Below are 20121 nucleotides of genomic sequence, written 5' to 3' on the forward strand. Positions count from 1 at the left end.
AAGAAATGAAACGTTTATCTTTCATAGTCTGTTTACTCCTAGGCATCGTTTGTTTTCCCTTGATCTCTTCAGCTTCCCAAAATTCCGATATACCTCCTACCATGTTAGATTATATTTCTACAGAAGAGCTTGAGAAAAGTTGGGAGGAGCTCGACCAGGACTATGGAGATTACATGCCCTCCTTCAATATGAAAAACTTCCGTGAATATATTCAAAACGAGGGATCGCTGAAGACATCGGACTGGTTCACAGGGATCATTCAATTCTTCTTTCAGGAGTTGATGCTGAATGGTAAATTGCTGGCCTCATTATTGTTTTTAACTCTATTCAGTACTTTACTCCAATCGGTTCAGAATTCATTCGAAAATCCAGTAATTAGTAAAATCGCTTATCTGGTTGTTTATCTCGTGTTGCTTACACTGGCTCTGGAGAGTTTTAGGCAGGTGATTGATTACACGATAGAGGCAATCGACAGAATGAGCAGCTTTATGATCGGACTACTTCCACTTTTGCTCGGGATTATGGCATCATTTAGTCATTTAATGTCCATTTCCTTTTTTCATCCCATTATAGTGGCTCTCGTTCAGTCCAGTGGTCTTCTAGTTAAATTCCTTTTAATTCCTTTGTTTACATCTTCTGCTTTGCTTTTGATTGTTGGGTCACTCAATGAGACTTATAAAGTTGATCAGCTTGCAGAGCTGCTAAGGAAAACCGGCTTAGCAGTCATGGGGATATTTTTAACTATTTTTCTAGGAGTTATATCCGTTCAAGGGACGGTCACAGCTGTTCAAGATGGCGTGACGATGAAAACGGCAAGGTTTGTAACAGGAAATTTTGTGCCGGTCGTGGGACGTTTGTTTACGGATGCTACGGACACCATATTAGGTGCCTCTCTCGTTTTGAAAAATACTCTGGGGATTGCGGGAGTAGTCATTCTGCTCGGCATTGCCGTGTTTCCTGCACTTAAAGTATTCGCTATTGCCATCATTTATAAAATGGCTGCTGCTTTATTGCAGCCGCTAGGAGATGGCCCTATCATACGAGCTATGGATGTAGTGAGCAGGCATATCATGTATGTATTTGCTGCATTGTTAATGGTTTCCATGATGTTTTTTCTAGTTATCGTCATTATGGTAGCAGCCAGTAACATAACCATGATGGTTAGATGAGGGTGTGAAGGATGAACCTTTTTATAGAGTGGATTACTAGAATTGTTTTATTTCTTCTGTTAGCTATAGTTGCCGATGCGCTTCTTCCTTCGGGTTTGATGAAGAAATACGCTCGTCTGGTTCTATCGGTGCTTCTCTTATTAATTTTTCTAGGGCCTTTATTACAACTATTGAAAATAAACCCTGATCAGCTAATGAAAAAAGCGGAGTACACGATGAATGAAGAGATGGAAGTTGACTCCCTGGACGATAGTATTGAAGAAAAGAAAAAAGAAATACTTGAAGGACAAGATGCATATAAATTAGAACAAGTTACCCAATCATTGTCAGCTGAGCTTAAAGATCCGCTCAAAGAGCAGAATTTGCAGCTGGTGGATCTGGAAATGAGTTTTCTTCAAGAACCGTATCAAATGGATACACTGGACAAGCTGGTCCTAACACTTACTCCTCTTGAAGAAAGTAAGACTGTTGAGAATGTTTCTATATCCATCATGGAGAAACAGGCCCCTAAAGAGGAGAAACAGGTAGACAGTATTCAAGCCTGGATCTCCCAATACTTGGAATTAGACAAAGCACAAATAGAAATCCGCTGGGAGGAAGAGGATGAATAAATGGTGGAGTAAATTATTAGAACCTTTGTCTTCTAAAGAAGGAAAAAAGATTAATAAGCCTAAATATTTTATAGCTCTTGGATTAATTGGAGTTCTGATCATTCTCTCTAGCAACTGGTTCCAGAGCAACGAACCTGCTCCGCCTTCACAAGGTGAAACAGCAGAAAAATCCGCAGTATCCTCTGAGGCAAGCGATGCACCTGAATTAACGGACTCGATAAACCAATTGGAAAAGGGTTATGAGAAACAGTTAAAACCACTGCTGGAGAACATCGAAGGGGTAAGTTCAGTTGACATTATGATTAATTTATCAGCCACTCATGAAAAAGTGTATGACAAAAATTTAATAATAGGAAAGCAGACCACGAAGGAAACAGACAAGAATGGAGGGGAAAGAGAGATTGAAGATTATTCAAAGGAACAGCAGTTAGTCCTGGTCCGCCAGGGAGACCGTGAAGTTCCTTTACTAACAAAAACGACCAAACCAGAGGTCAGTGGTGTATTCGTAACCGCTAAGGGGGTCGATCAAATTCAAGTTAAAGGGTGGGTGGTCGAAGCTGTATCCAGAGTCTTAGACGTACCCAGTCATCGGATTTCTGTCTTGCCTAAACAATAAGGAGGGGTTATCTTGGTTAAAAAACAAACCGTTTGGTTACTTACGATGTTAAGTCTGTTAATTGTATTGAGTGTCTATTACATGACGTCCCCTGATAATGGAGAGATGGCCTTTATTCAAGAAGATAGTTGGACAGAAGTGAATGAGGATGAAAACAATCCAGAAAATGCGGAAGGGGTGGAAACGTCTGCTGACGGATCCGTAATTTCACAGGTCTCAACAGAGGAGTTATTCGCTGCTATCCGCTTAGAAAAACAAAACGAGAGAGATCAGCTTCAGGAACAGCTTTCAGAAATCGTAGCTTCGAGTAATTTTACTACACAGGAAAAAAATGAAGCTTTGGAAAGAATGGAAACGATTAAAGAGAATCAATCTAAAGAGTCTATATTAGAAAACACTATTCAGGCAAGTGCTCCATATGAAGATGTTTTAGTTCGAGCAGAAGAAGAGGTCGTCCATGTCACATTAAAAGCTGATGAATTATCAAAGTCAGAAACCAATCAAATTATCCAGATGGTTTCAGATGAGTTTGGAGAAAAACGCGTGCAAGTTCAATTCCAACCGACTAAATAACCGGAAGCCCCTAACCTTAATGGTAAGGGGCTTTTTTGATGTTTTATTAAATTGGACAGGGGACTAATGCCCTGTTTTTACCTTCATACACAGGTTTAGAATAAACCGCTTCCAAACCGGAAGTTGCAGTCAAGTGGTATTCTGTCGTAAAATGTTAAGAGGAATTATTAATATCAGTTATAAAAAAAGTTATGTACATAAAGGAGTGCCAACTATGTTAAAGGTGCAGGAAATACGTGAACTAATTAAACTTATCGATCAATCAAACATTGATGAATTCTGCTATGAATCCAATGGAACCAAAGTTTCTATGAAAAAGGAACAAGGTCAGGCTGTTTCGGAGCCTGTAAAAGTACAGGAGACTGTTCAAGCACCAGCCCCATCGCAAGATCAGAAAAGTGAGCCGGTTAAGCAGGAAGTACAGGAGCAAGCGGAACCGGAAGAAGCAGGTAAGAAGGAGCAGCAGGAAGCTAATTATGATGCGGAAGTTACTTCCCCTATGGTCGGAACCTTTTATAAATCGCCTTCTCCAGATCAGGAAGCTTATGTTCAGGTCGGCGATCAGGTGAAAGAGGATAGCGTGGTTTGTATTGTAGAAGCGATGAAGTTATTCAATGAAATAGAAGCGGAAGTCAGCGGGGAAATCGTCGAGATTCTTGCAGAAGACGGTGAACTTGTAGAATACGGACAACCATTATTCCGCGTAAAGTCTAAGTAACGGGGGATGAGATTTTGATTAAAAAAGTTTTAATAGCCAATAGAGGAGAAATAGCTGTTCGAATTATTCGTGCTTGCAAAGAGATGGGAATTGAAACGGTAGCAGTTTATTCGGAGGCAGATAAAGAAGCTCTTCATGTTCAGCTGTCTGATGAAGCTTACTGTGTAGGGCCAAAATTAAGTAAGGATAGTTATTTGAATTATACAAATATCATGAGTGTAGCCACTCTTTCGGAAACAGATGCCATCCACCCTGGGTATGGTTTTCTATCCGAGAATGCTGAGTTCGCTGAAATGTGTGAAGAATGCAATATTACGTTCATTGGTCCCTCTTCCTACGCTATTCAGAAAATGGGAACAAAGGATGTCGCACGTGAAACGATGAGAGAAGCGGGTGTTCCCATTGTGCCCGGTTCAGAAGGTATCATTAAGGATGAAGCGGAAGGCTTAAAAATTGCTGAAGAAATTGGTTACCCTGTCATTATTAAAGCCACAGCAGGTGGAGGTGGTAAGGGAATACGAGTGGCCCGTGACGAAGATGATCTTAAAACGGGTATTCGAATGACTCAACAGGAGGCTGAAACTGCCTTCGGTAATCCAGGGGTGTATATTGAAAAATACATTGAGAATTTCCGTCACGTAGAAATTCAGGTATTAGCCGATAATCATGGCAACGCCGTCCATTTGGGAGAACGTGACTGTACCATCCAAAGAAGACTGCAGAAACTCATTGAAGAAACACCTTCTCCTGCAGTTACACCAGACATCCGGGAACAAATGGGAGATGCTGCAGTGAAAGCAGCGCTAGCCGTTAATTATTCAGGAGCTGGGACTGTTGAGTTCATTTTTGATAAAGAAGAACAAGAATTCTATTTCATGGAAATGAATACCCGGATACAAGTCGAGCATCCTGTAACAGAGATGGTAACAGGAGTGGACTTAATCAAAGAGATGCTTCAAATCGCCAACAATGAAAAGCTTTCCTTTACACAGGAAGAAATCACGTTTGAGGGGTGGGCGATTGAATGCCGTATTAACGCTGAAGATCCATTCAAGAATTTCATGCCTTCAGCAGGACGTATTGATATGTATCTACCTCCAGGAGGGTTTGGCGTACGTGTTGATTCTGCAGCTTACCCAGGGTATATGATCCCTCCTTATTATGATTCAATGGTAGCTAAGCTCATTTCTTACGGACGAGATCGCGACGAGGCGATCCAAAGGATGAAACGTGCGCTTGATGAATTTATTATAGAAGGAGTACACACTACAATTCCATTCCATCAACGTATGATGGAGCATGAAATTTTTGTGGGCGGAGACTTTAACACAATGTTTCTTGAGAAATATACTATAATGAAGGATGAAGAATAAAAGGGGTGGTCATTATGAGTGAGAAGCAATTGTTGAATGTGACGGACGGATCGACACTTGGTAACATTGAGATTGCTCCTGAAGTCATAGAAGTAATTGCCGGTATAGCTGTTTCTGAAGTGGCCGGCGTAGCTTCCATGCGTGGTAATTTCGCTTCTGGTGTCGTTGAGCGTTTAGGGAAAAAAGATCATGGCAAAGGTGTTAAAGTTGAACTTACAGAAGATGGGATTCTAATAGATGCCTTTGTTGTGATGGACTATGGAATTTCAATTCCTGATACGGCTCAAAAAATACAGGACAATACTCGTCAAGCACTCAAAAATATGACAGCACTTGAGATTAATGAAATAAATGTCCATATTGTAGGAGTACAAATTGAAGCAAAAGAAGACGAACTCGTTAGTGAAGAATTTTAGCAGGAGGCCGGAAAAGGGGAACTGTTTCCCTTTCCGGCCTTTTCATCTTCTGTATCGAACTTGTTTAATCCTCACATTCGAATAGCTTTTATTGTACTAAAATGTTATTATGCAAACGGATATTACCTAAAAGGAGAATGAACATGAAACGACGCGCAGCACGAGAAAAGGCTTTTCAGGCGCTTTTTCAAGTCAACAATAGTGAGATCGATATCGAGGAAGCTATTCAACATGTTATCGAAGAGCCTGTGGTTGATGCATTTATGCATGATTTGGTACACGGTGTGGCAAATCATCAGTCGGAAATTGACCAATGGATCTCGGACAACCTGGTAAATTGGACCTTTTCTCGCCTTCCGAAAGTAGAAAAGACGGTCTTAAGAATGGCAGCCTACGAAATAAAGTACAATGAAGATGTTCCATCACAAGTAGCGATCAATGAAGCCGTTGAATTAGCAAAAATTTTCGGGGAAGAAGAGTCCGGAAAGTTTGTGAACGGTGTACTTTCTAAAATGATATAAATGTAAATAAGGGGGATGCGAGATGTCAGCTGAAGTAATTTATGGGAAACAGTTAGCAGAAGAACTTCGTGAAGAAATGAAAGAAGAAGTTAAAGGATTAAAAGAACATGGAATTTATCCAAAGTTAGTAGTAGTTATTATTGGCGAGGACCCGGCATCTAAGTCTTATGTAAGAGGAAAACAGAGGGCCTCTGAAAAAGTGGGACTGGACTCAGAATTAATTGAACTGCCTGAAACGACATCCGAACAAGAATTGCTGGAACTTATTGAACGTCTTAACCAGGATGAAACGGTTCATGGAATACTCGTTCAACTGCCTCTCCCTGACCAGATAGCTGACCAGAAAGTTATTGAAGCCATTGACCCTTCTAAAGATGTAGATGGGTTTCATCCTAGTAATGTTGGGAAGATGATGACAGGACAAGAGACCTTTTATCCTTGTACTCCCTACGGTATCTTAGTAATGCTTAAGCGTGCAGAGATCAGCTTGGAAGGTAAGAACGTCGTGATTATTGGCAGAAGTAATTTAGTTGGAAAGCCGGTAGGACAACTTCTGCTGAACGAAAATGCTACTGTAACTCATTGCCATTCACGAACCAAAAATTTACAAGAGCATACAAGAAAAGCGGATATATTAATTGTGGCTGCCGGAAAACCAGGTTTGATTTCAGCGGAAGATATTAGCGAGGGTGTAGTCGTAATTGATGTGGGGGTAAACCGTGTAGAGGGGAAATTGACGGGGGATGTTCAGTTTGAATCTGCTCGCCAGAAAGCCTCTTACATTACTCCTGTTCCTAAAGGTGTAGGACCTATGACCATTACGATGCTCCTGCACAACACGATTAAAGCTGCAAAACGAATTCACAATAATCAGTAAGGGGATTTTCGTGTGAACGACCAATATCTTACGGTTACGGCACTTACTAAATACATTAAGCGTAAACTTTCGGGAGATCCACATTTAAAGACCGTATGGCTCAGGGGGGAAATCTCAAATTTCAAACACCATAGCCGGGGGCATATGTACTTATCTTTAAAAGACAACGCTGCAAGAATTCAAGCGGTTATGTTTGCAGGGAACAATCGTGATCTTAAATTTAACCCTGAGAACGGAATGAACGTGCTTATAAAGGGTGAAATTAACGTTTATGAACCTATGGGTCAGTATCAACTTTATATCAAAGAAATGCAGCCTGATGGAATTGGAGCGCTATACTTAGCATTTGAGCAATTAAAGGAGAAGCTTGAGCAGGAAGGTCTCTTTGCAATTGAACGCAAAAAAAGTATTCCTGCCTACCCAAACCATATCGGGGTTATTACATCGCCTACAGGCGCAGCTGTTAGAGATATTTTATCGACTATTAAGCGCAGGTATCCTGTGGTCCCCGTTTCCATCCTACCAGTCCTCGTTCAAGGGGAGAGAGCGGCCTCTTCAGTAGCTAATGCCATTCAATACGCCAATCATAACCTTGATTGCGATGTTTTAATTGTTGGACGTGGAGGGGGATCAATTGAAGATTTATGGGGTTTCAATGAGGAAATTGTCGCAAGAGCTATCGCTGATTCTTCTATTCCTGTTATCTCCGCTGTAGGACATGAAACGGATACCACGATTAGTGATTTTGCAGCGGATCTCAGAGCGGCTACACCTACTGGGGCAGCGGAGCTTGCGGTCCCTTCTATTGTAGAATTGCAGGAGCATATTCGTTCTTTGAAGCACCGGCTCATGCGTTTCATGGAATCCAGATCAGTGGAAGACAGACAAAAACTGAATCGTTTACAAAAGTCCTATGCTTTTAAATATCCGGAACAATTGCTCCGCCAAAAAGAACAGGACCTGGATCGAATGATGGAAAGACATGCCATGCAGATGAAGCTCATCCACTCACAGCAAACTGAAAAGTGGAAAAATATTCGAAATCGATTAAAGCAGCAGGGTCCAGGTACTCAAATTAACGAAACTAAAGACCGGTTGAATAAAGAGACCAGGCAATTACAGCTTCGTTTTCAAGAAACCTTAAATTCAAAAAAAGATCAGTTTCATAATCATCTTGATAAATTAACTTTGCTTAACCCGCTTGAGATTATGAAGCGAGGATACGCTATCCCTTTTAAAGAAGATGGAAATGTAGTTAAACAAATCGGTCATGTAAAAGAAGGATCAAAGTTAGCTTTGAAAGTTCATGATGGCACCGTTAATTGTGAAGTGTTGGACGTAGAGGAGGATGAAGAATGACCCAAAAAGAAGATCAATTGAGCTTTGAGGAAGCAATGAAGCAGCTTGAAGATCTGGTGGAAAAATTGGAAACGGGAGAAGTGCCGCTAGAAAAAGCCATCCAGTATTACCAAGAAGGAATGAAGCTTTCTAAAATCTGCAGTGAAAAATTAGGAAATGTAGAAAAACAGATGCAGCAGATCCTGAACGAACACGGCGAATTTGAATCATTCTCTATTCAGGAAGAAGAATGACTGTGATTTTATCCGATTATCTGTTAGAGAAACGTCAGCTGATCAATGAACAGTTAATACATTATGTAAGGGATTATACCGTACCCGGCCGCCTTCAGGACGCTATGCTTTACTCCATTGAAGCGGGAGGTAAAAGATTACGGCCTATACTATTAATAGCTACAGCGGAGGCTTTCGGTGCAAAAGTCGATAGAACGATGGCTGTAGCCTGTGGACTCGAAATGATCCACACTTATTCGCTGATTCATGATGATCTTCCCGCGATGGACAATGATGATTTTCGTAGAGGATTACCCACAAGCCACCGTCGTTTTGATGATGCAACAGCTATTCTAGCTGGAGATGCGCTCCTCACCTTAAGCTCTGAAATTATTGTGAATGACCAAGAGCTAAGTGATCGGGAAAGGGTTTTTTTAATACAGGAATTATCTAAAGCCAGTGGCGCATCGGGCATGGTTGAAGGACAAATGCAGGACATGCTGAGCGAAAATAAGCAAATACCACTCGAAGAGCTTGAGAACATACACAAGAAAAAGACTGGTAAATTGCTTAATTTTGCTATTATTGCCGGGGCTTTTCTTGGGCATGCATCAGAAGAGAAATTTGATGAAATGAAGAAGATGGGGGAAGCCCTCGGGCTTATTTTTCAAATCCAGGACGATATTTTAGACGTGACTGGAGATGCTGAGAAAATTGGTAAACCTGTAGGAAGTGATGAGGGCAATAGGAAGAGTACTTACCCTCAACTGCTAGGTTTGGATGGAGCACGTACACAAATGGAATCATACGTGGATGAGGCGCAAAGTGCACTTAAAAATGCAGGCGTAAACCATACGATTCTTTCAGAACTTATTCACTATTTAAGCAGCCGTGATCATTAAAAACGTTTAGATTGAGCAAGGATTTAGAATATGATATATTATGGTTAGTGAGGAATGGTGCAGTATTCTAGTCGGCCCTCCGTTCCTGAAGGCGGGCCTAAAAATCCGCCAAAGGGCATATCGATGAAGTTCCTTGTGTTGGCTTGAGGCGCCCAGCCTTGGGTCGATGCTGGGAGTTAAGGTTGCAGGGCGATCCACAAAGGCATGTGGGCGTTGACCCTGCTTCCGCGGAGGCCCATCTCTGTAAGGATCCCTGAGCCAGGGATCCTTATGGAATGGGGTATGAACCTGCAGTATATGGAGTAACATCTATATGCGCAGCGTAGCCTGCCTTGAGTGGTTCTGAGGGGATTATAGTTAATGAATATCATGGTTCTTCGGATGGCCAGCGAAGACATGATGTGGAAGCTTTATGAAATCAGAACTGCAAAAGAGGCTAAGGATCGGTTAAAGGCTGTCGGGGAAATCCCCTAGGCTGTTCTATTTTGTACATGTAACAGGAATTATAGTGCGGACTAAGTGGCAATCTAGTCCAGCTTTCGGAAACGGAGCTGAGTTGAGCTTAAAGGGGAACCGCCAGAGTGGTGACACTCGGTGCTTGATTGGGAAAACCTACTAGACCTAAGCCGCAATTTTTACCTGTTACGTGACCATTCCTTTCGCTACATATGAAGTCAATTAAAGGATATAGAGGTTGAGAATGGACAATAAATTAAAAAAATCCTTAAAATTCAGTTTAAGTATTGCCGTTATCACATTCGTGTTAGCGGCTATTTTTTCAGTTATATCATCCTCCGTTTTAAGCGGTGTTATGTGGATTATTGGACTTGTTATCGTTTTCATTATTGTGTTCACAGGTGTTATATTTGATATGTTAGGAATTGCAGCAACAGCTGCTCATGAGAAGCCTTTCCATGCGATGGCTTCAGAAAAAGTATCAGGTGCTAAAGAAGCCATTATTATCGTTAGGAATGCTGACAGGTTTGCTAGTTTTTGTAACGATGTTATTGGAGATATTTCTGGTATAGTAAGTGGGACGGCTTCAGCAATTGTAGTACTGCAAGTGGCAAACGTGTTAGGATACAGCGATGGTTCGACGGTACAAATTACAATTTCTGTAATTTTAACAAGTATAGTAGCAGCGCTTACCGTTGGCGGAAAAGCATTAGGTAAATTCTTTGCCATTAATTCCTCAACTAAAATCATATTTTTTGCCGCACGAGTTATTGCATGGCTTGAGTCAACTACAAAAATCAGGATTTTATCGAACGCATCGTCAACCAATAAAAAAACAAGATAATTACAAGGGGGTCCATTAATGGATCTGAGTAAAATTGATAATCCTTCACTCCTGAAGGAAATGAATACAAAACAACTAGAAGAACTGGCAGAGGATATGAGACAGTTTTTAATTGGCAATCTTGCTGCTACAGGTGGGCATTTGGGTGCTAATTTGGGTGTGGTAGAGCTCACTCTTGCTCTGCATAAAGTATATACCAGTCCCCAGGATCGTTTGCTATGGGATGTAGGCCATCAGTCTTATATTCATAAAATCCTTACAGGACGTGGAAACCAATTCAGTACATTACGAAAGTACAGAGGTTTATGTGGTTTTCCAAAAAGAATTGAAAGTGAACATGACATTTGGGAAACAGGGCACAGTTCTACCTCTTTATCCGCTGCAATGGGTATGGCGATCGCCCGTGATCTAAAGAATGAGAACCATTCCATTCTTCCGGTAATCGGAGATGGTGCATTAACAGGAGGTATGGCACTTGAAGCTCTGAACCATATTGGTCATGAGAAAAAGAGTGTAACCGTTATCCTAAATGACAATGAAATGTCCATAGCTAAGAATGTTGGAGCTCTCCATGGTGCTCTTGGACGTATGAGAAGTGCTGGTAAGTATAACCGTGCAAAAGATGATTTAGAGTGGCTGCTTAAGAAGATTCCTGCAGTAGGGGGAAGGATTGCTCAAGCCGCTGAGCGTCTAAAAGATAGTATGAAATATTTCGTGGTTCCGGGGATGTTCTTTGAGGAGCTTGGCTTTACTTACTACGGGCCAGTAGATGGACATGATTTCGAAGATTTGTTGGAAAACTTAAACTACGCGAAAAAAACCGAAGGTCCAGTTATTGTTCATGTTATGACCCAAAAAGGGAAGGGATACCACCCTGCTGAAAGTGATGTGAAAGATAAATGGCACGGAGTAGGACCTTATAAGATCGAATCTGGAGAAAAAATTAAACCATCTTCTGCGCCTCCGGCATGGAGTTCTGTAATCAGCGAAACGTTGCGCAGGGAAGCGCGTACCGATGACCGCGTTGTTGCCGTGACCCCTGCTATGATTCTTGGTTCTAAACTTGAAAAATTTGGTGAAGAATTTCCTGATCGCTTATATGATGTAGGTATTGCAGAACAGCATGCTACTACGTTATCGGCAGGTTTGGCCACTCAGGGCATGAAACCCTTCCTGGCTATTTATTCAACCTTCCTGCAAAGGGGCTATGATCAAGTTATTCATGATGTTGCCAGACAAAACCTTAATGTGATTTTTGGTATTGATCGTGCTGGACTTGTTGGAGCTGATGGAGAAACTCATCAGGGTGTGTTTGATATATCTTTCCTTCGCTCTGTACCCAATATGGTTATTTCCATGCCTAAAGACGAAAATGAAGCTCAGCACCTTATGCATACGGCTGTAAAATATGATGATGGTCCTATTGCTATACGTTATCCTCGAGGCAATGCAGAAGGGGTGGATACCGATGAAGAACTCCACACCATTCCGATTGGAAGCTGGGAAATTCTTAAAGATGGAAAAGACGGAGTTATTCTTACGTTTGGAACCACCATTAAAATGGCCTTAGAAGCAAGTAAAAAGCTGGAAGAAGAAGGAATATCCATTTGTGTCGTTAATGCAAGGTTTATGAAACCCCTGGATGATTCCATGCTTCATGATCTTATGAAAAAGGACATCCCTGTACTAACTGTTGAAGAAGCGGTTCTCCAAGGAGGCTTTGGGTCCAGTGTCCTGGAATTTGCAGCAGAAGAAGGTTACAGGTCTCAATGGATAAAACGCATGGGAGTCCCGGACCGCTTTATAGAACATGGAAGTGTACCGGAGTTGTGGGAAGAGATTGGTTTAACTGAGGAAAAAATTATTGAAAATTTAAAAGAAATGATTCCAACTAAACAGCAGAGGGCTTAATTAATGGGAAGAAAAATTCGTTTAGATGTTTTATTAGTAGAAAAGGGATATATTGAAACCAGAGAAAAAGCTAAGCGCACCATAATGGCTGGGCTGGTTTTTTCTGAACAAGAACGGTTGGATAAACCAGGAGTAAAAGTTGACGAGAACCTTCCCATCACGGTTAAAGGAAAAGCTATTCCTTATGTGAGCAGAGGCGGTCTTAAACTTGAAAAGGCTCTAAAAGAATTTGATATTCAGGTAAAGGATAAAATAATGATCGACATTGGATCATCTACGGGTGGCTTTACTGACTGCGGTCTAAAAAATGGGGTCAAGATGAGTTATGCCGTAGATGTTGGGTATAACCAGCTGGACTGGGGGTTGAGAAATGACCCTCAAGTCGTTGTGATGGAACGGACAAACTTTCGTTATGTAACGCTGGAAGACTTAGCTTATGGTCCACCTGAATTCGCGTCTATCGATGTATCGTTTATTTCTCTGCGTATTATTCTTCCTGTGCTTGCCAAGCTTTTAACTCGTGGGGGAGATGTAGCCGCACTCATAAAACCCCAATTTGAAGCAGGTCGGGAACAGGTTGGTAAAAAAGGGATTGTAAGAGATGCGAAGATTCATACGGATGTCATTCATGGCATTCTTGAATTTGCTAAACAGCATGGGTTTTCTTCGAAAGGATTAACCTTTTCTCCTATAACAGGAGGAGATGGAAATATAGAATTTTTAGTACACCTTTGTCTAGATGGGGCCAAAATGGAACTAAACCAGACTGAGGTGGATGATGTGGTTAAAAGAGCACATGAAGCGCACAATGGATAAACAGGTTGGAAGGGCTTTTAACAGCCCTTTTACTTTGGATGGTTTTTGAAACGGAGGATTACCATGAACAAGGGACAGCGTCACATAAAGATACGAGAGTTGATTACCAATGATGATATTGAAACACAAGATGAACTGGTAGATCGTTTAAAGGGTATGGGATATAACGTAACACAGGCGACAGTTTCCCGAGATATTAAGGAACTCCACCTTGTGAAAGTACCTATGATGGATGGCCGTTATAAATACAGCCTCCCGGCGGATCAACGTTTTAATCCGTTTGAAAAGCTCAAGCGATTAATGATGGATGCTTTTGTTAGTATCGATCGAGCTGGTCACTTTATCATTTTAAAAACCCTCCCTGGTAATGCTAATGCTGTAGGAGCACTTGTAGATAATTTAGAGTGGGAAGAGATAATGGGTACAATTTGCGGGGATGATACTTGTTTAATCATCTGCCGAAGTGAGCACCAGACTGAGACTATAAGTGAACAATTGCTAAATATGCTATAACTGAGGTGGAGCGTTTCATGCTAACTGAATTATCAATTCGTGACTTTGCAATCATCGATCATATTTCAATCACTTTTAAGGAAGGTTTGACAGTATTAACAGGTGAAACAGGAGCTGGTAAATCAATTATCATTGATGCCATACAATTATTATCCGGTGGAAGAGGCTCTGTGGAGTTTGTACGGCATGGAGCAAAAAAAGCCGAAATTGAAGGTTTATTTACCGTGGAAGCGGATCATCCTATTCATAGCAAGACGGAACAATTCGGTGTAGATATTAGTGAAGATGGAATGGTCGTTCTTAATCGGGCAATTACTCATCAAGGGAAAAGTATTTGCCGGGTTAACGGTAAATTAGTAACTCTTGGAATATTAAAAGAATTTGGCCGGGCTCTGATTGATATCCATAGTCAACATGAGACGCAATCGCTAATGGATCCGGAGAGACACATTGAACTTCTGGATTTATTTGCATCCTCAGAAATGAAGTCTTCTATGCAGGAGTACCGCCGTGTTTATGAAAAATATCGTACGTTGGTGAATCGATATAAAGAACTAAGTGAAAATGAACAAGAAATGGCTCAGCGACTTGATCTTTTAGAGTTTCAGCTTCGTGAACTTCAAGAAGCGGAACTTCAACCGAAAGAAGATGAGGAATTAAGTGAAGAACGAACTAAATTAAATAATTATGAAAAGATTTATCAAGGTATACATGATGCTTACTATTCTTTATATGGAGAGCAAAAAGGTCTGGATTGGTTAAGTCACGCCATGACTTCTTTGGAAAGCACAAATGATTTTGATGACAGTCTGGCTAAAATGTCAGAAGAGCTTTCCAATTCTTATTACTTAATTGAGGAATTGACCTTTCAATTAAGTTCACAAATGGAGAACCTGGAGTTTGATCCTGAACGGTTAAATCAAATTGAATCCAGATTGAATGAATTGAATCGATTAAAGAAGAAGTATGGTGCAGACGTCGAGGAGATGCTCGAATATGCATCCAGAATAGAGGAAGAGATAGACGAGATTAAAAACAAAGATTCACGACTTGCCAATATGGAAAGTCAAATTGATGAACTGGGACAGGACGCGGTATTAGAGGCGAAGGATCTGCATGATATTCGGAAGCATGTTTCAGAATTATTAGCTGGTTATATTCATGATGAACTAAAGGACTTATATTTGGAAAAAGCTGCTTTCGATGTTGATATTTCTATAAAAGAAGGAAAACAGTCTGATCCTGTCCTGGATGGTAAACCAGTCCGTTTGCAATCTAATGGTTTTGACCATGTTAAATTTTTAATTACGACCAACCCAGGGGAACCTCTAAGAGAAATACATAAAGTAGCTTCCGGAGGGGAAATGTCTAGAATTATGCTTGCTCTCAAACGCATTTTCTCACGGCATCAAGGAGTAACGAGCGTCATTTTCGATGAAGTAGATACAGGAGTAAGCGGCCGGGTGGCTCAAGCTATAGCTGAAAAAATTTATGGAATATCAGAAGGTTCTCAGGTTCTTTGTATTTCTCATTTACCTCAAGTGGCTGCGATGGCAGATACTCATGTGAGAATTGAAAAACGAGTAGATAATGATCGTACTTACACCGGGGTTTCGGAATTGTCTCATCAGGAAAAAGCTGATGAGTTATCTCGCATGATTACAGGAGCTGAATTGACGGAGACAACTCTTGAGCACGCAAGAGAATTGTTAGAAATGGCACATAAACATAAATTAAATAAATGATATGAACGAATATTGGGGAAATTAAAACGTATGGATCAATCCATACGTTTTTTAAATGGTCACAAAAATAGGATTATCCTAATGCTTTAATTTATACCATGGTGAATGTTTCATGCCAAGGGAATCGGTACTATATTTACTCAGTTTATACTGGTTTAAAAAGTGGCCTTGAAGACCACATTATAAGTAAGCCAAGAAAGTTGGTACTGGAGTAATAAGGAGTGTTGAACCCTTGAATCATAAATTGACAAGTAAACATATATGTGGTTCTGTTCTCCTGCTGTTGATGCTTATATTACCTTTATTCAGCCCCCTTCAGAAATATCTTGCTATTCCAACAGAAGTGAAAGTAAGTACTTCTGCTGAAATAGAGGCAGCACCGGTTTCAAGTCATCCTAATGAAGCCTGGACAGCATTTTCATCTACAAATGACACCCAGGTATTTCATGAATTTGCCGGCGTTCCTTTGAAGAAAACGGACATAAACAAAATGAAGGATATCCGATTAATCCCTGGCGGACAATCGGTAGGCGTAGAATTACACACAAAAGGAGTCCTGGTTGTGGGACACCATCTTGTAACGGGAGAAGCGGATGAAAAAACATCTCCAGGGGAAGACGCCCGTGTTCAAGTCGGGGATATTTTGTTAAAAGGAAATGGTGAGGAACTCAATAGTATGGAGGATCTATCCTCCCTTGTAAAAGATGCAGGGAAAGATGGAAAAGCCATAAAATTCACGTTAAAAAGAAATAAAGAGATCATGACAACGACATTAAATCCATCGTTCAACAAACAGGAAAAGGAATATCAGATCGGGTTATATATCCGTGATTCTGCAGCTGGAATTGGAACGATGACGTTCTACCATCCAGATAGTAAAAAATATGGAGCTTTAGGCCATGTCATTTCAGATATGGATACGAAAAAACCTATTGAAATTCATGAAGGAACGATTGTACGCTCTCACGTTACGTCCATTGAAAAAGGAAGTCAGGGCGTTCCTGGTGAAAAACGAGCTGAATTTTCCTTAAAGGATGACCGTTTAGGTACGATTACAAAGAATACACCTTTCGGCATTTTTGGAGAATTAGATGGTTCGATGGATAATAAATCCTATCCAAATGGTCTGCCTGTCGGATATGCTGAGCAGGTAGAGGAAGGACCTGCAAAGATTCTGACGGTGTTGGATGGAGACAAAATGCAGACGTTTGATGTAGAAATTGTCAGCAATATGCCTAAGAAAAACCCTGTAACAAAAGGTATGATAGTAAAAATTACCGACCCTAAACTGTTGGATAAAACGGGGGGGATTGTACAGGGGATGAGTGGAAGCCCTATTATTCAAAATGGAAAAATTATTGGTGCAGTTACTCATGTGTTCGTTAATGATCCTACTAGCGGATATGGTGTTCATATTGAGTGGATGCTTCAAGAAGCCGGTATCGAAATATATGAAAAACAACAAAAAGCAAGTTAAAAAAGGAGCTCCTCGTGAGCCCTTTTTTTATTCGACAAAAATCGACATGCATTCTTTAGGAATGTCGAATAACTGCGATTATATAAGTATTTTTAAGCATTTTGAAGATATCAACCAATTTTGTATATTATTTGTTATAATGAAAAGGGATAGATTTCCTCTATGTCGAATATATGTATTCAAGCAAAAAGAGGGATAATTTTTTAAGGAGGAAGGTAAATGGAAAAAATAAGAGTATGTTTAGCGGATGATAATAGGGAGTTAGTCAAGCTTCTTCAGGAATATTTTGAAGACACAAATGATATTGATGTAATCGATGCTAGCTATAATGGTAAAGATTGTCTGCAAATGGTAGAAGAAAAGAAGCCGGACGTATTAATTCTGGATATCATTATGCCCCACTTAGATGGACTGGCAGTACTTGGAAAGCTGAAAGAATTTGAAAAACAACCAGAAGTCATTATGCTAACGGCTTTTGGTCAGGAAGAAGTGACTAAAAAAGCTGTAGAACTAGGTGCTGCTTATTTTATGATGAAACCTTTTGACCTGGATCATCTTGCGGAACAGGTTAGACAAATCAAGCATGCTGGTGATCCAATTAACCGTGCACTTGGCAGCAGTTACACCTCAACCAAATCTAAAAAGCCTGATCTTGACACAAGTATTACTCACATTATTCATGAAGTTGGCGTCCCAGCTCATATCAAAGGCTATCAATATTTAAGGGAAGCCATTACGATGGTTTATCGTGATCTTGAACTCCTTGGATCCATTACAAAAGTCCTCTATCCCGACATTGCTACTAAATACAATACTACAGCCTCAAGAGTCGAACGGGCCATTCGTCATGCGATCGAAGTGGCGTGGAATCGTGGAAATATCGATGCTATATCTTCTTTATTCGGCTACACCATCTCGAATACAAAGGCCAAGCCGACAAACAGCGAATTCATTGCGATGGTTGCTGATCGTCTACGTTTAGAGCATAAGGCTTCGTAACGATAAAACATATAAAATAAAGTTTGAAACTGAATAATGCCTTCTTGAACCTTCTATTATCGGGTGAATTTCGCCCATCCGATAATAGAAGGTTTTTATTTAATTTTAATCCGTTACATATAGGCAGGTTTTAGTGATAGATCGAAATTTATTTTATTCAGGACATAAGCTTATGTATATCATGAGCAAGGATAGGGTTATCGTATATCCCTTGATCTATGGCATTTAGATAGGGGATCAGGGAGAGATGAGCTTTATCATCCAGCAGATGAATCCCGTGTCTTTTTATTAGTCGATAACTGAAGGGCAGTTCTAAATATTGAAGGATTACATAGCGGTGCCCCGTTTCAACAAATGTACATAATATTTCAATTTCACCGTCTTCAGGATAAAATCTTGAGCCACCAAAACCATCCCTTCTATATACCATCAAATTCTGACCTCCTTCTCCAAAAAATAACAAATATATTAACCTGCACTTATTATACATCATTTTCTATGGGATTTGCTTCCATTTTAAAAAAATATAAAATGGTAACTTATGTTTTTAAATCTTTTCGGTTCATTTTCCCGACTGATTTGTGATACAATTCTTAATTATTAGTAACTTTGTGGATTGATGGGGTGTTTACATATGAAAGTAGTAAAATTTGGCGGAAGTTCTGTATCTAATGCGGAACAAATAAAAAAAATCACAGACATTATAGAAGCAGATAATGAAAGAAGTGTTATTGTGGTCTCTGCTCCAGGTAAACGATTTTCTGGAGACGAGAAAGTGACTGATCTTCTCATTAAACTTGGGGATTCTATACATGGCTCTTCTTTTGACAGAAACGTTTATGATCAAGTGCTAAATCGGTTTCGAAGTAATGTTAACGAACTCGGACTGCGAGAAGAAGTTTTTACGGCGGTCCAATCTAAGATTGATGAAGCCATGACCTTAATTAAAGAAGGTGTACCCTATGGGATGGACGCTTTGAAATCATGCGGAGAAGATGGCTCAGCGTTAGTATTAAGTGCCTATTTAACGTTCAGGAACCAAAAAGCATCTTATGTTAATCCGAGTGATGCAGGTATAATCGTTCGAAATCAATTAGGAGGCGCTTTAGTACATGAAGAGAGTTTTGAAAGACTTTATCAATTAAGAGAACGTGATGGAATCTTGGTTATACCAGGCTTTTTTGGTTTTACTCCTAACGGTCAGCTTGTTACATTTTCCCGAGGAGGCTCAGATATAACGGGGGCCATAGTAGCTGCAGGGGTAAAAGCTGACCTTTATGAGAATTTTACAGATGTTGACTCTGTTTATTGTGTGAATCCAAACATTGTAGACAATCCAAAACAGTTGACCTCCCTTACCTATAGGGAAATGCGTGAATTGTCTTATGCTGGGTTCTCTGTATTTCATGATGAAGCACTTATTCCTGCATTCAGAGAAAAGATACCAGTTTGCATAAAGAATACAAACAATCCTGAAGCTCCAGGTACTATGATTGTAGCTGAACAGCCGGATCGGGAAGGTCATGTAGTTGGGATAGCAAGTGATCATGGCTTCCTGAATATCTATGTAAGTAAATTTCTTATGAATAGAGAGATTGGATTTGGACGCCGCCTGCTCCAGATATTAGAAGATGAAGAGGTTTCATTCGAGCATGCTCCTTCTGGTATAGACGATATGTCTGTCATCCTCAGGGATTACCAGCTTCCTAAAGAGAAGGAAGAAGTGGTGGTTAAGCGGATCAAGGACGAATTGGATGTTGATATGGTTCTTATTGAGAGAGATATGGCCATGATTATGATAGTTGGGGAGGGCATGAACCAGGCCGTAGGATTAGCTAGTCAGGCTGCCACAGCTTTTAAGGATGCCGGGGTTAATATAGAGATGATTAACCAGGGTTCCTCCGAAGTTTCCATGATGTTTGGTGTGAAATCTGAATCGCTTACAGCAGCTGTGAAAGCTCTCTACAAGAATTTCTTTGAATGATTAATAAAACGAAGCTGCTTTAAAAGCAG

At 40.4% G+C, this 20121-nt stretch carries 21 protein-coding genes; 20 read left to right on the forward strand and 1 reads right to left on the reverse strand.

Annotated features, from left to right (window positions below; translation table 11 throughout):
• The first annotated feature begins 5 nt into the window (after positions 1–5).
• The 19 genes from spoIIIAE to spo0A all read left to right on the forward strand — a co-directional run bounded on the left by spoIIIAE (position 6) and on the right by spo0A (position 18108).
• Positions 6–1169: a stage III sporulation protein AE gene (gene spoIIIAE / locus ACTWP7_RS04035; RefSeq protein ID WP_443122102.1), complete on the forward strand. Its 1164-nt coding sequence runs from the start codon at positions 6–8 to the stop codon at positions 1167–1169.
• 11 nt (positions 1170–1180) lie between these two features.
• On the forward strand, positions 1181–1780 hold the full coding sequence (gene spoIIIAF / locus ACTWP7_RS04040; protein ID WP_443122103.1) for a stage III sporulation protein AF: 600 nt from the start codon (positions 1181–1183) through the stop codon (positions 1778–1780).
• Entirely contained in the window at positions 1773–2396 is a 624-nt protein-coding gene (gene spoIIIAG, locus ACTWP7_RS04045; protein ID WP_443122104.1) for a stage III sporulation protein AG, read from the forward strand. The genes spoIIIAF and spoIIIAG overlap by 8 nt, the downstream gene beginning before the upstream one ends.
• 12 nt (positions 2397–2408) lie before the next feature.
• Positions 2409–2969, forward strand: a complete 561-nt coding sequence (locus tag ACTWP7_RS04050) for a SpoIIIAH-like family protein (RefSeq protein ID WP_443122105.1) — start codon at positions 2409–2411, stop codon at positions 2967–2969.
• A 214-nt stretch (positions 2970–3183) separates the two neighbouring features.
• The gene (gene accB, locus ACTWP7_RS04055; RefSeq protein WP_014643714.1) at positions 3184–3687 is read left to right on the forward strand and encodes an acetyl-CoA carboxylase biotin carboxyl carrier protein; all 504 of its coding nucleotides are present in this window, start codon (positions 3184–3186) and stop codon (positions 3685–3687) included.
• 14 nt (positions 3688–3701) lie between these two features.
• On the forward strand, positions 3702–5060 hold the full coding sequence (gene accC, locus ACTWP7_RS04060) for an acetyl-CoA carboxylase biotin carboxylase subunit (protein ID WP_443122106.1): 1359 nt from the start codon (positions 3702–3704) through the stop codon (positions 5058–5060).
• 14 nt (positions 5061–5074) lie between these two features.
• A complete protein-coding gene (locus tag ACTWP7_RS04065) occupies positions 5075–5476 on the forward strand; it encodes an Asp23/Gls24 family envelope stress response protein (protein WP_014643712.1) in 402 nt (133 codons plus the stop codon).
• A 143-nt stretch (positions 5477–5619) separates the two neighbouring features.
• Positions 5620–5997 (forward strand): transcription antitermination factor NusB, encoded by a 378-nt coding sequence (gene nusB / locus ACTWP7_RS04070; RefSeq protein ID WP_014643711.1) that lies wholly within the window; start codon positions 5620–5622, stop codon positions 5995–5997.
• Positions 5998–6019: 22 nt separating this feature from the next.
• A complete protein-coding gene (folD, locus tag ACTWP7_RS04075; protein ID WP_443122107.1) occupies positions 6020–6874 on the forward strand; it encodes a bifunctional methylenetetrahydrofolate dehydrogenase/methenyltetrahydrofolate cyclohydrolase FolD in 855 nt (284 codons plus the stop codon).
• A 12-nt stretch (positions 6875–6886) separates the two neighbouring features.
• Positions 6887–8233: an exodeoxyribonuclease VII large subunit gene (xseA, locus tag ACTWP7_RS04080; RefSeq protein WP_443122108.1), complete on the forward strand. Its 1347-nt coding sequence runs from the start codon at positions 6887–6889 to the stop codon at positions 8231–8233.
• Positions 8230–8466 (forward strand): exodeoxyribonuclease VII small subunit, encoded by a 237-nt coding sequence (locus ACTWP7_RS04085; RefSeq protein WP_014643708.1) that lies wholly within the window; start codon positions 8230–8232, stop codon positions 8464–8466. The genes xseA and ACTWP7_RS04085 overlap by 4 nt, the downstream gene beginning before the upstream one ends.
• The gene (locus tag ACTWP7_RS04090) at positions 8463–9347 is read left to right on the forward strand and encodes a polyprenyl synthetase family protein (protein ID WP_443122109.1); all 885 of its coding nucleotides are present in this window, start codon (positions 8463–8465) and stop codon (positions 9345–9347) included. Before ACTWP7_RS04085 ends, ACTWP7_RS04090 begins: the two co-directional genes overlap by 4 nt.
• Before the next feature lie 700 nt (positions 9348–10047).
• On the forward strand, positions 10048–10647 hold the full coding sequence (locus ACTWP7_RS04095) for a hypothetical protein (protein ID WP_443122110.1): 600 nt from the start codon (positions 10048–10050) through the stop codon (positions 10645–10647).
• 18 nt (positions 10648–10665) lie between these two features.
• Positions 10666–12558, forward strand: coding sequence for a 1-deoxy-D-xylulose-5-phosphate synthase (dxs, locus tag ACTWP7_RS04100; RefSeq protein WP_443122111.1), 1893 nt, complete (start codon positions 10666–10668; stop codon positions 12556–12558).
• A gap of 3 nt (positions 12559–12561) precedes the next feature.
• Entirely contained in the window at positions 12562–13374 is an 813-nt protein-coding gene (locus ACTWP7_RS04105) for a TlyA family RNA methyltransferase (RefSeq protein ID WP_443122112.1), read from the forward strand.
• Between the two features lie 63 nt (positions 13375–13437).
• Positions 13438–13887, forward strand: a complete 450-nt coding sequence (gene ahrC / locus ACTWP7_RS04110; RefSeq protein ID WP_014643702.1) for a transcriptional regulator AhrC/ArgR — start codon at positions 13438–13440, stop codon at positions 13885–13887.
• A 17-nt stretch (positions 13888–13904) separates the two neighbouring features.
• A complete protein-coding gene (recN, locus tag ACTWP7_RS04115; RefSeq protein ID WP_443122113.1) occupies positions 13905–15632 on the forward strand; it encodes a DNA repair protein RecN in 1728 nt (575 codons plus the stop codon).
• 232 nt (positions 15633–15864) lie between these two features.
• Positions 15865–17109, forward strand: coding sequence for a SpoIVB peptidase (gene spoIVB / locus ACTWP7_RS04120; RefSeq protein ID WP_443122114.1), 1245 nt, complete (start codon positions 15865–15867; stop codon positions 17107–17109).
• 219 nt (positions 17110–17328) lie between these two features.
• Positions 17329–18108: a sporulation transcription factor Spo0A gene (gene spo0A / locus ACTWP7_RS04125; protein ID WP_443122115.1), complete on the forward strand. Its 780-nt coding sequence runs from the start codon at positions 17329–17331 to the stop codon at positions 18106–18108.
• A 157-nt stretch (positions 18109–18265) separates the two neighbouring features.
• On the opposite strand, the gene ACTWP7_RS04130 is transcribed toward spo0A, so the two are convergent.
• A complete protein-coding gene (locus ACTWP7_RS04130) occupies positions 18266–18541 on the reverse strand; it encodes a hypothetical protein (RefSeq protein WP_145956043.1) in 276 nt (91 codons plus the stop codon).
• Positions 18542–18742: 201 nt separating this feature from the next.
• Here ACTWP7_RS04130 and ACTWP7_RS04135 point away from each other — a divergent pair, with 201 nt between their 5' ends.
• Entirely contained in the window at positions 18743–20092 is a 1350-nt protein-coding gene (locus ACTWP7_RS04135; protein ID WP_443122116.1) for an aspartate kinase, read from the forward strand.
• The last annotated feature ends 29 nt before the right edge of the window (positions 20093–20121 follow it).

The organism is Halobacillus sp. B29 (assembly GCF_052246755.1).
Lineage (GTDB): Bacteria > Bacillota > Bacilli > Bacillales > Halobacillaceae > Halobacillus > Halobacillus halophilus.

Excerpts from the sequence above, each read along its gene's own strand:
- spoIIIAE (WP_443122102.1), top strand. The coding sequence starts at position 6 with ATGAAACGTTTATCTTTCATAGTCTGTTTACTCCTAGGCATCGTTTGT.
- spoIIIAF (WP_443122103.1), top strand. The coding sequence starts at position 1,181 with ATGAACCTTTTTATAGAGTGGATTACTAGAATTGTTTTATTTCTTCTG.
- spoIIIAG (WP_443122104.1), top strand. The coding sequence starts at position 1,773 with ATGAATAAATGGTGGAGTAAATTATTAGAACCTTTGTCTTCTAAAGAA.
- accB (WP_014643714.1), top strand. The coding sequence starts at position 3,184 with ATGTTAAAGGTGCAGGAAATACGTGAACTAATTAAACTTATCGATCAA.
- ACTWP7_RS04065 (WP_014643712.1), top strand. The coding sequence starts at position 5,075 with ATGAGTGAGAAGCAATTGTTGAATGTGACGGACGGATCGACACTTGGT.
- nusB (WP_014643711.1), top strand. The coding sequence starts at position 5,620 with ATGAAACGACGCGCAGCACGAGAAAAGGCTTTTCAGGCGCTTTTTCAA.
- folD (WP_443122107.1), top strand. The coding sequence starts at position 6,020 with ATGTCAGCTGAAGTAATTTATGGGAAACAGTTAGCAGAAGAACTTCGT.
- ACTWP7_RS04085 (WP_014643708.1), top strand. The coding sequence starts at position 8,230 with ATGACCCAAAAAGAAGATCAATTGAGCTTTGAGGAAGCAATGAAGCAG.
- ACTWP7_RS04090 (WP_443122109.1), top strand. The coding sequence starts at position 8,463 with ATGACTGTGATTTTATCCGATTATCTGTTAGAGAAACGTCAGCTGATC.
- ACTWP7_RS04095 (WP_443122110.1), top strand. The coding sequence starts at position 10,048 with ATGGACAATAAATTAAAAAAATCCTTAAAATTCAGTTTAAGTATTGCC.
- dxs (WP_443122111.1), top strand. The coding sequence starts at position 10,666 with ATGGATCTGAGTAAAATTGATAATCCTTCACTCCTGAAGGAAATGAAT.
- ACTWP7_RS04105 (WP_443122112.1), top strand. The coding sequence starts at position 12,562 with ATGGGAAGAAAAATTCGTTTAGATGTTTTATTAGTAGAAAAGGGATAT.
- ahrC (WP_014643702.1), top strand. The coding sequence starts at position 13,438 with ATGAACAAGGGACAGCGTCACATAAAGATACGAGAGTTGATTACCAAT.
- recN (WP_443122113.1), top strand. The coding sequence starts at position 13,905 with ATGCTAACTGAATTATCAATTCGTGACTTTGCAATCATCGATCATATT.
- spo0A (WP_443122115.1), top strand. The coding sequence starts at position 17,329 with ATGGAAAAAATAAGAGTATGTTTAGCGGATGATAATAGGGAGTTAGTC.
- ACTWP7_RS04135 (WP_443122116.1), top strand. The coding sequence starts at position 18,743 with ATGAAAGTAGTAAAATTTGGCGGAAGTTCTGTATCTAATGCGGAACAA.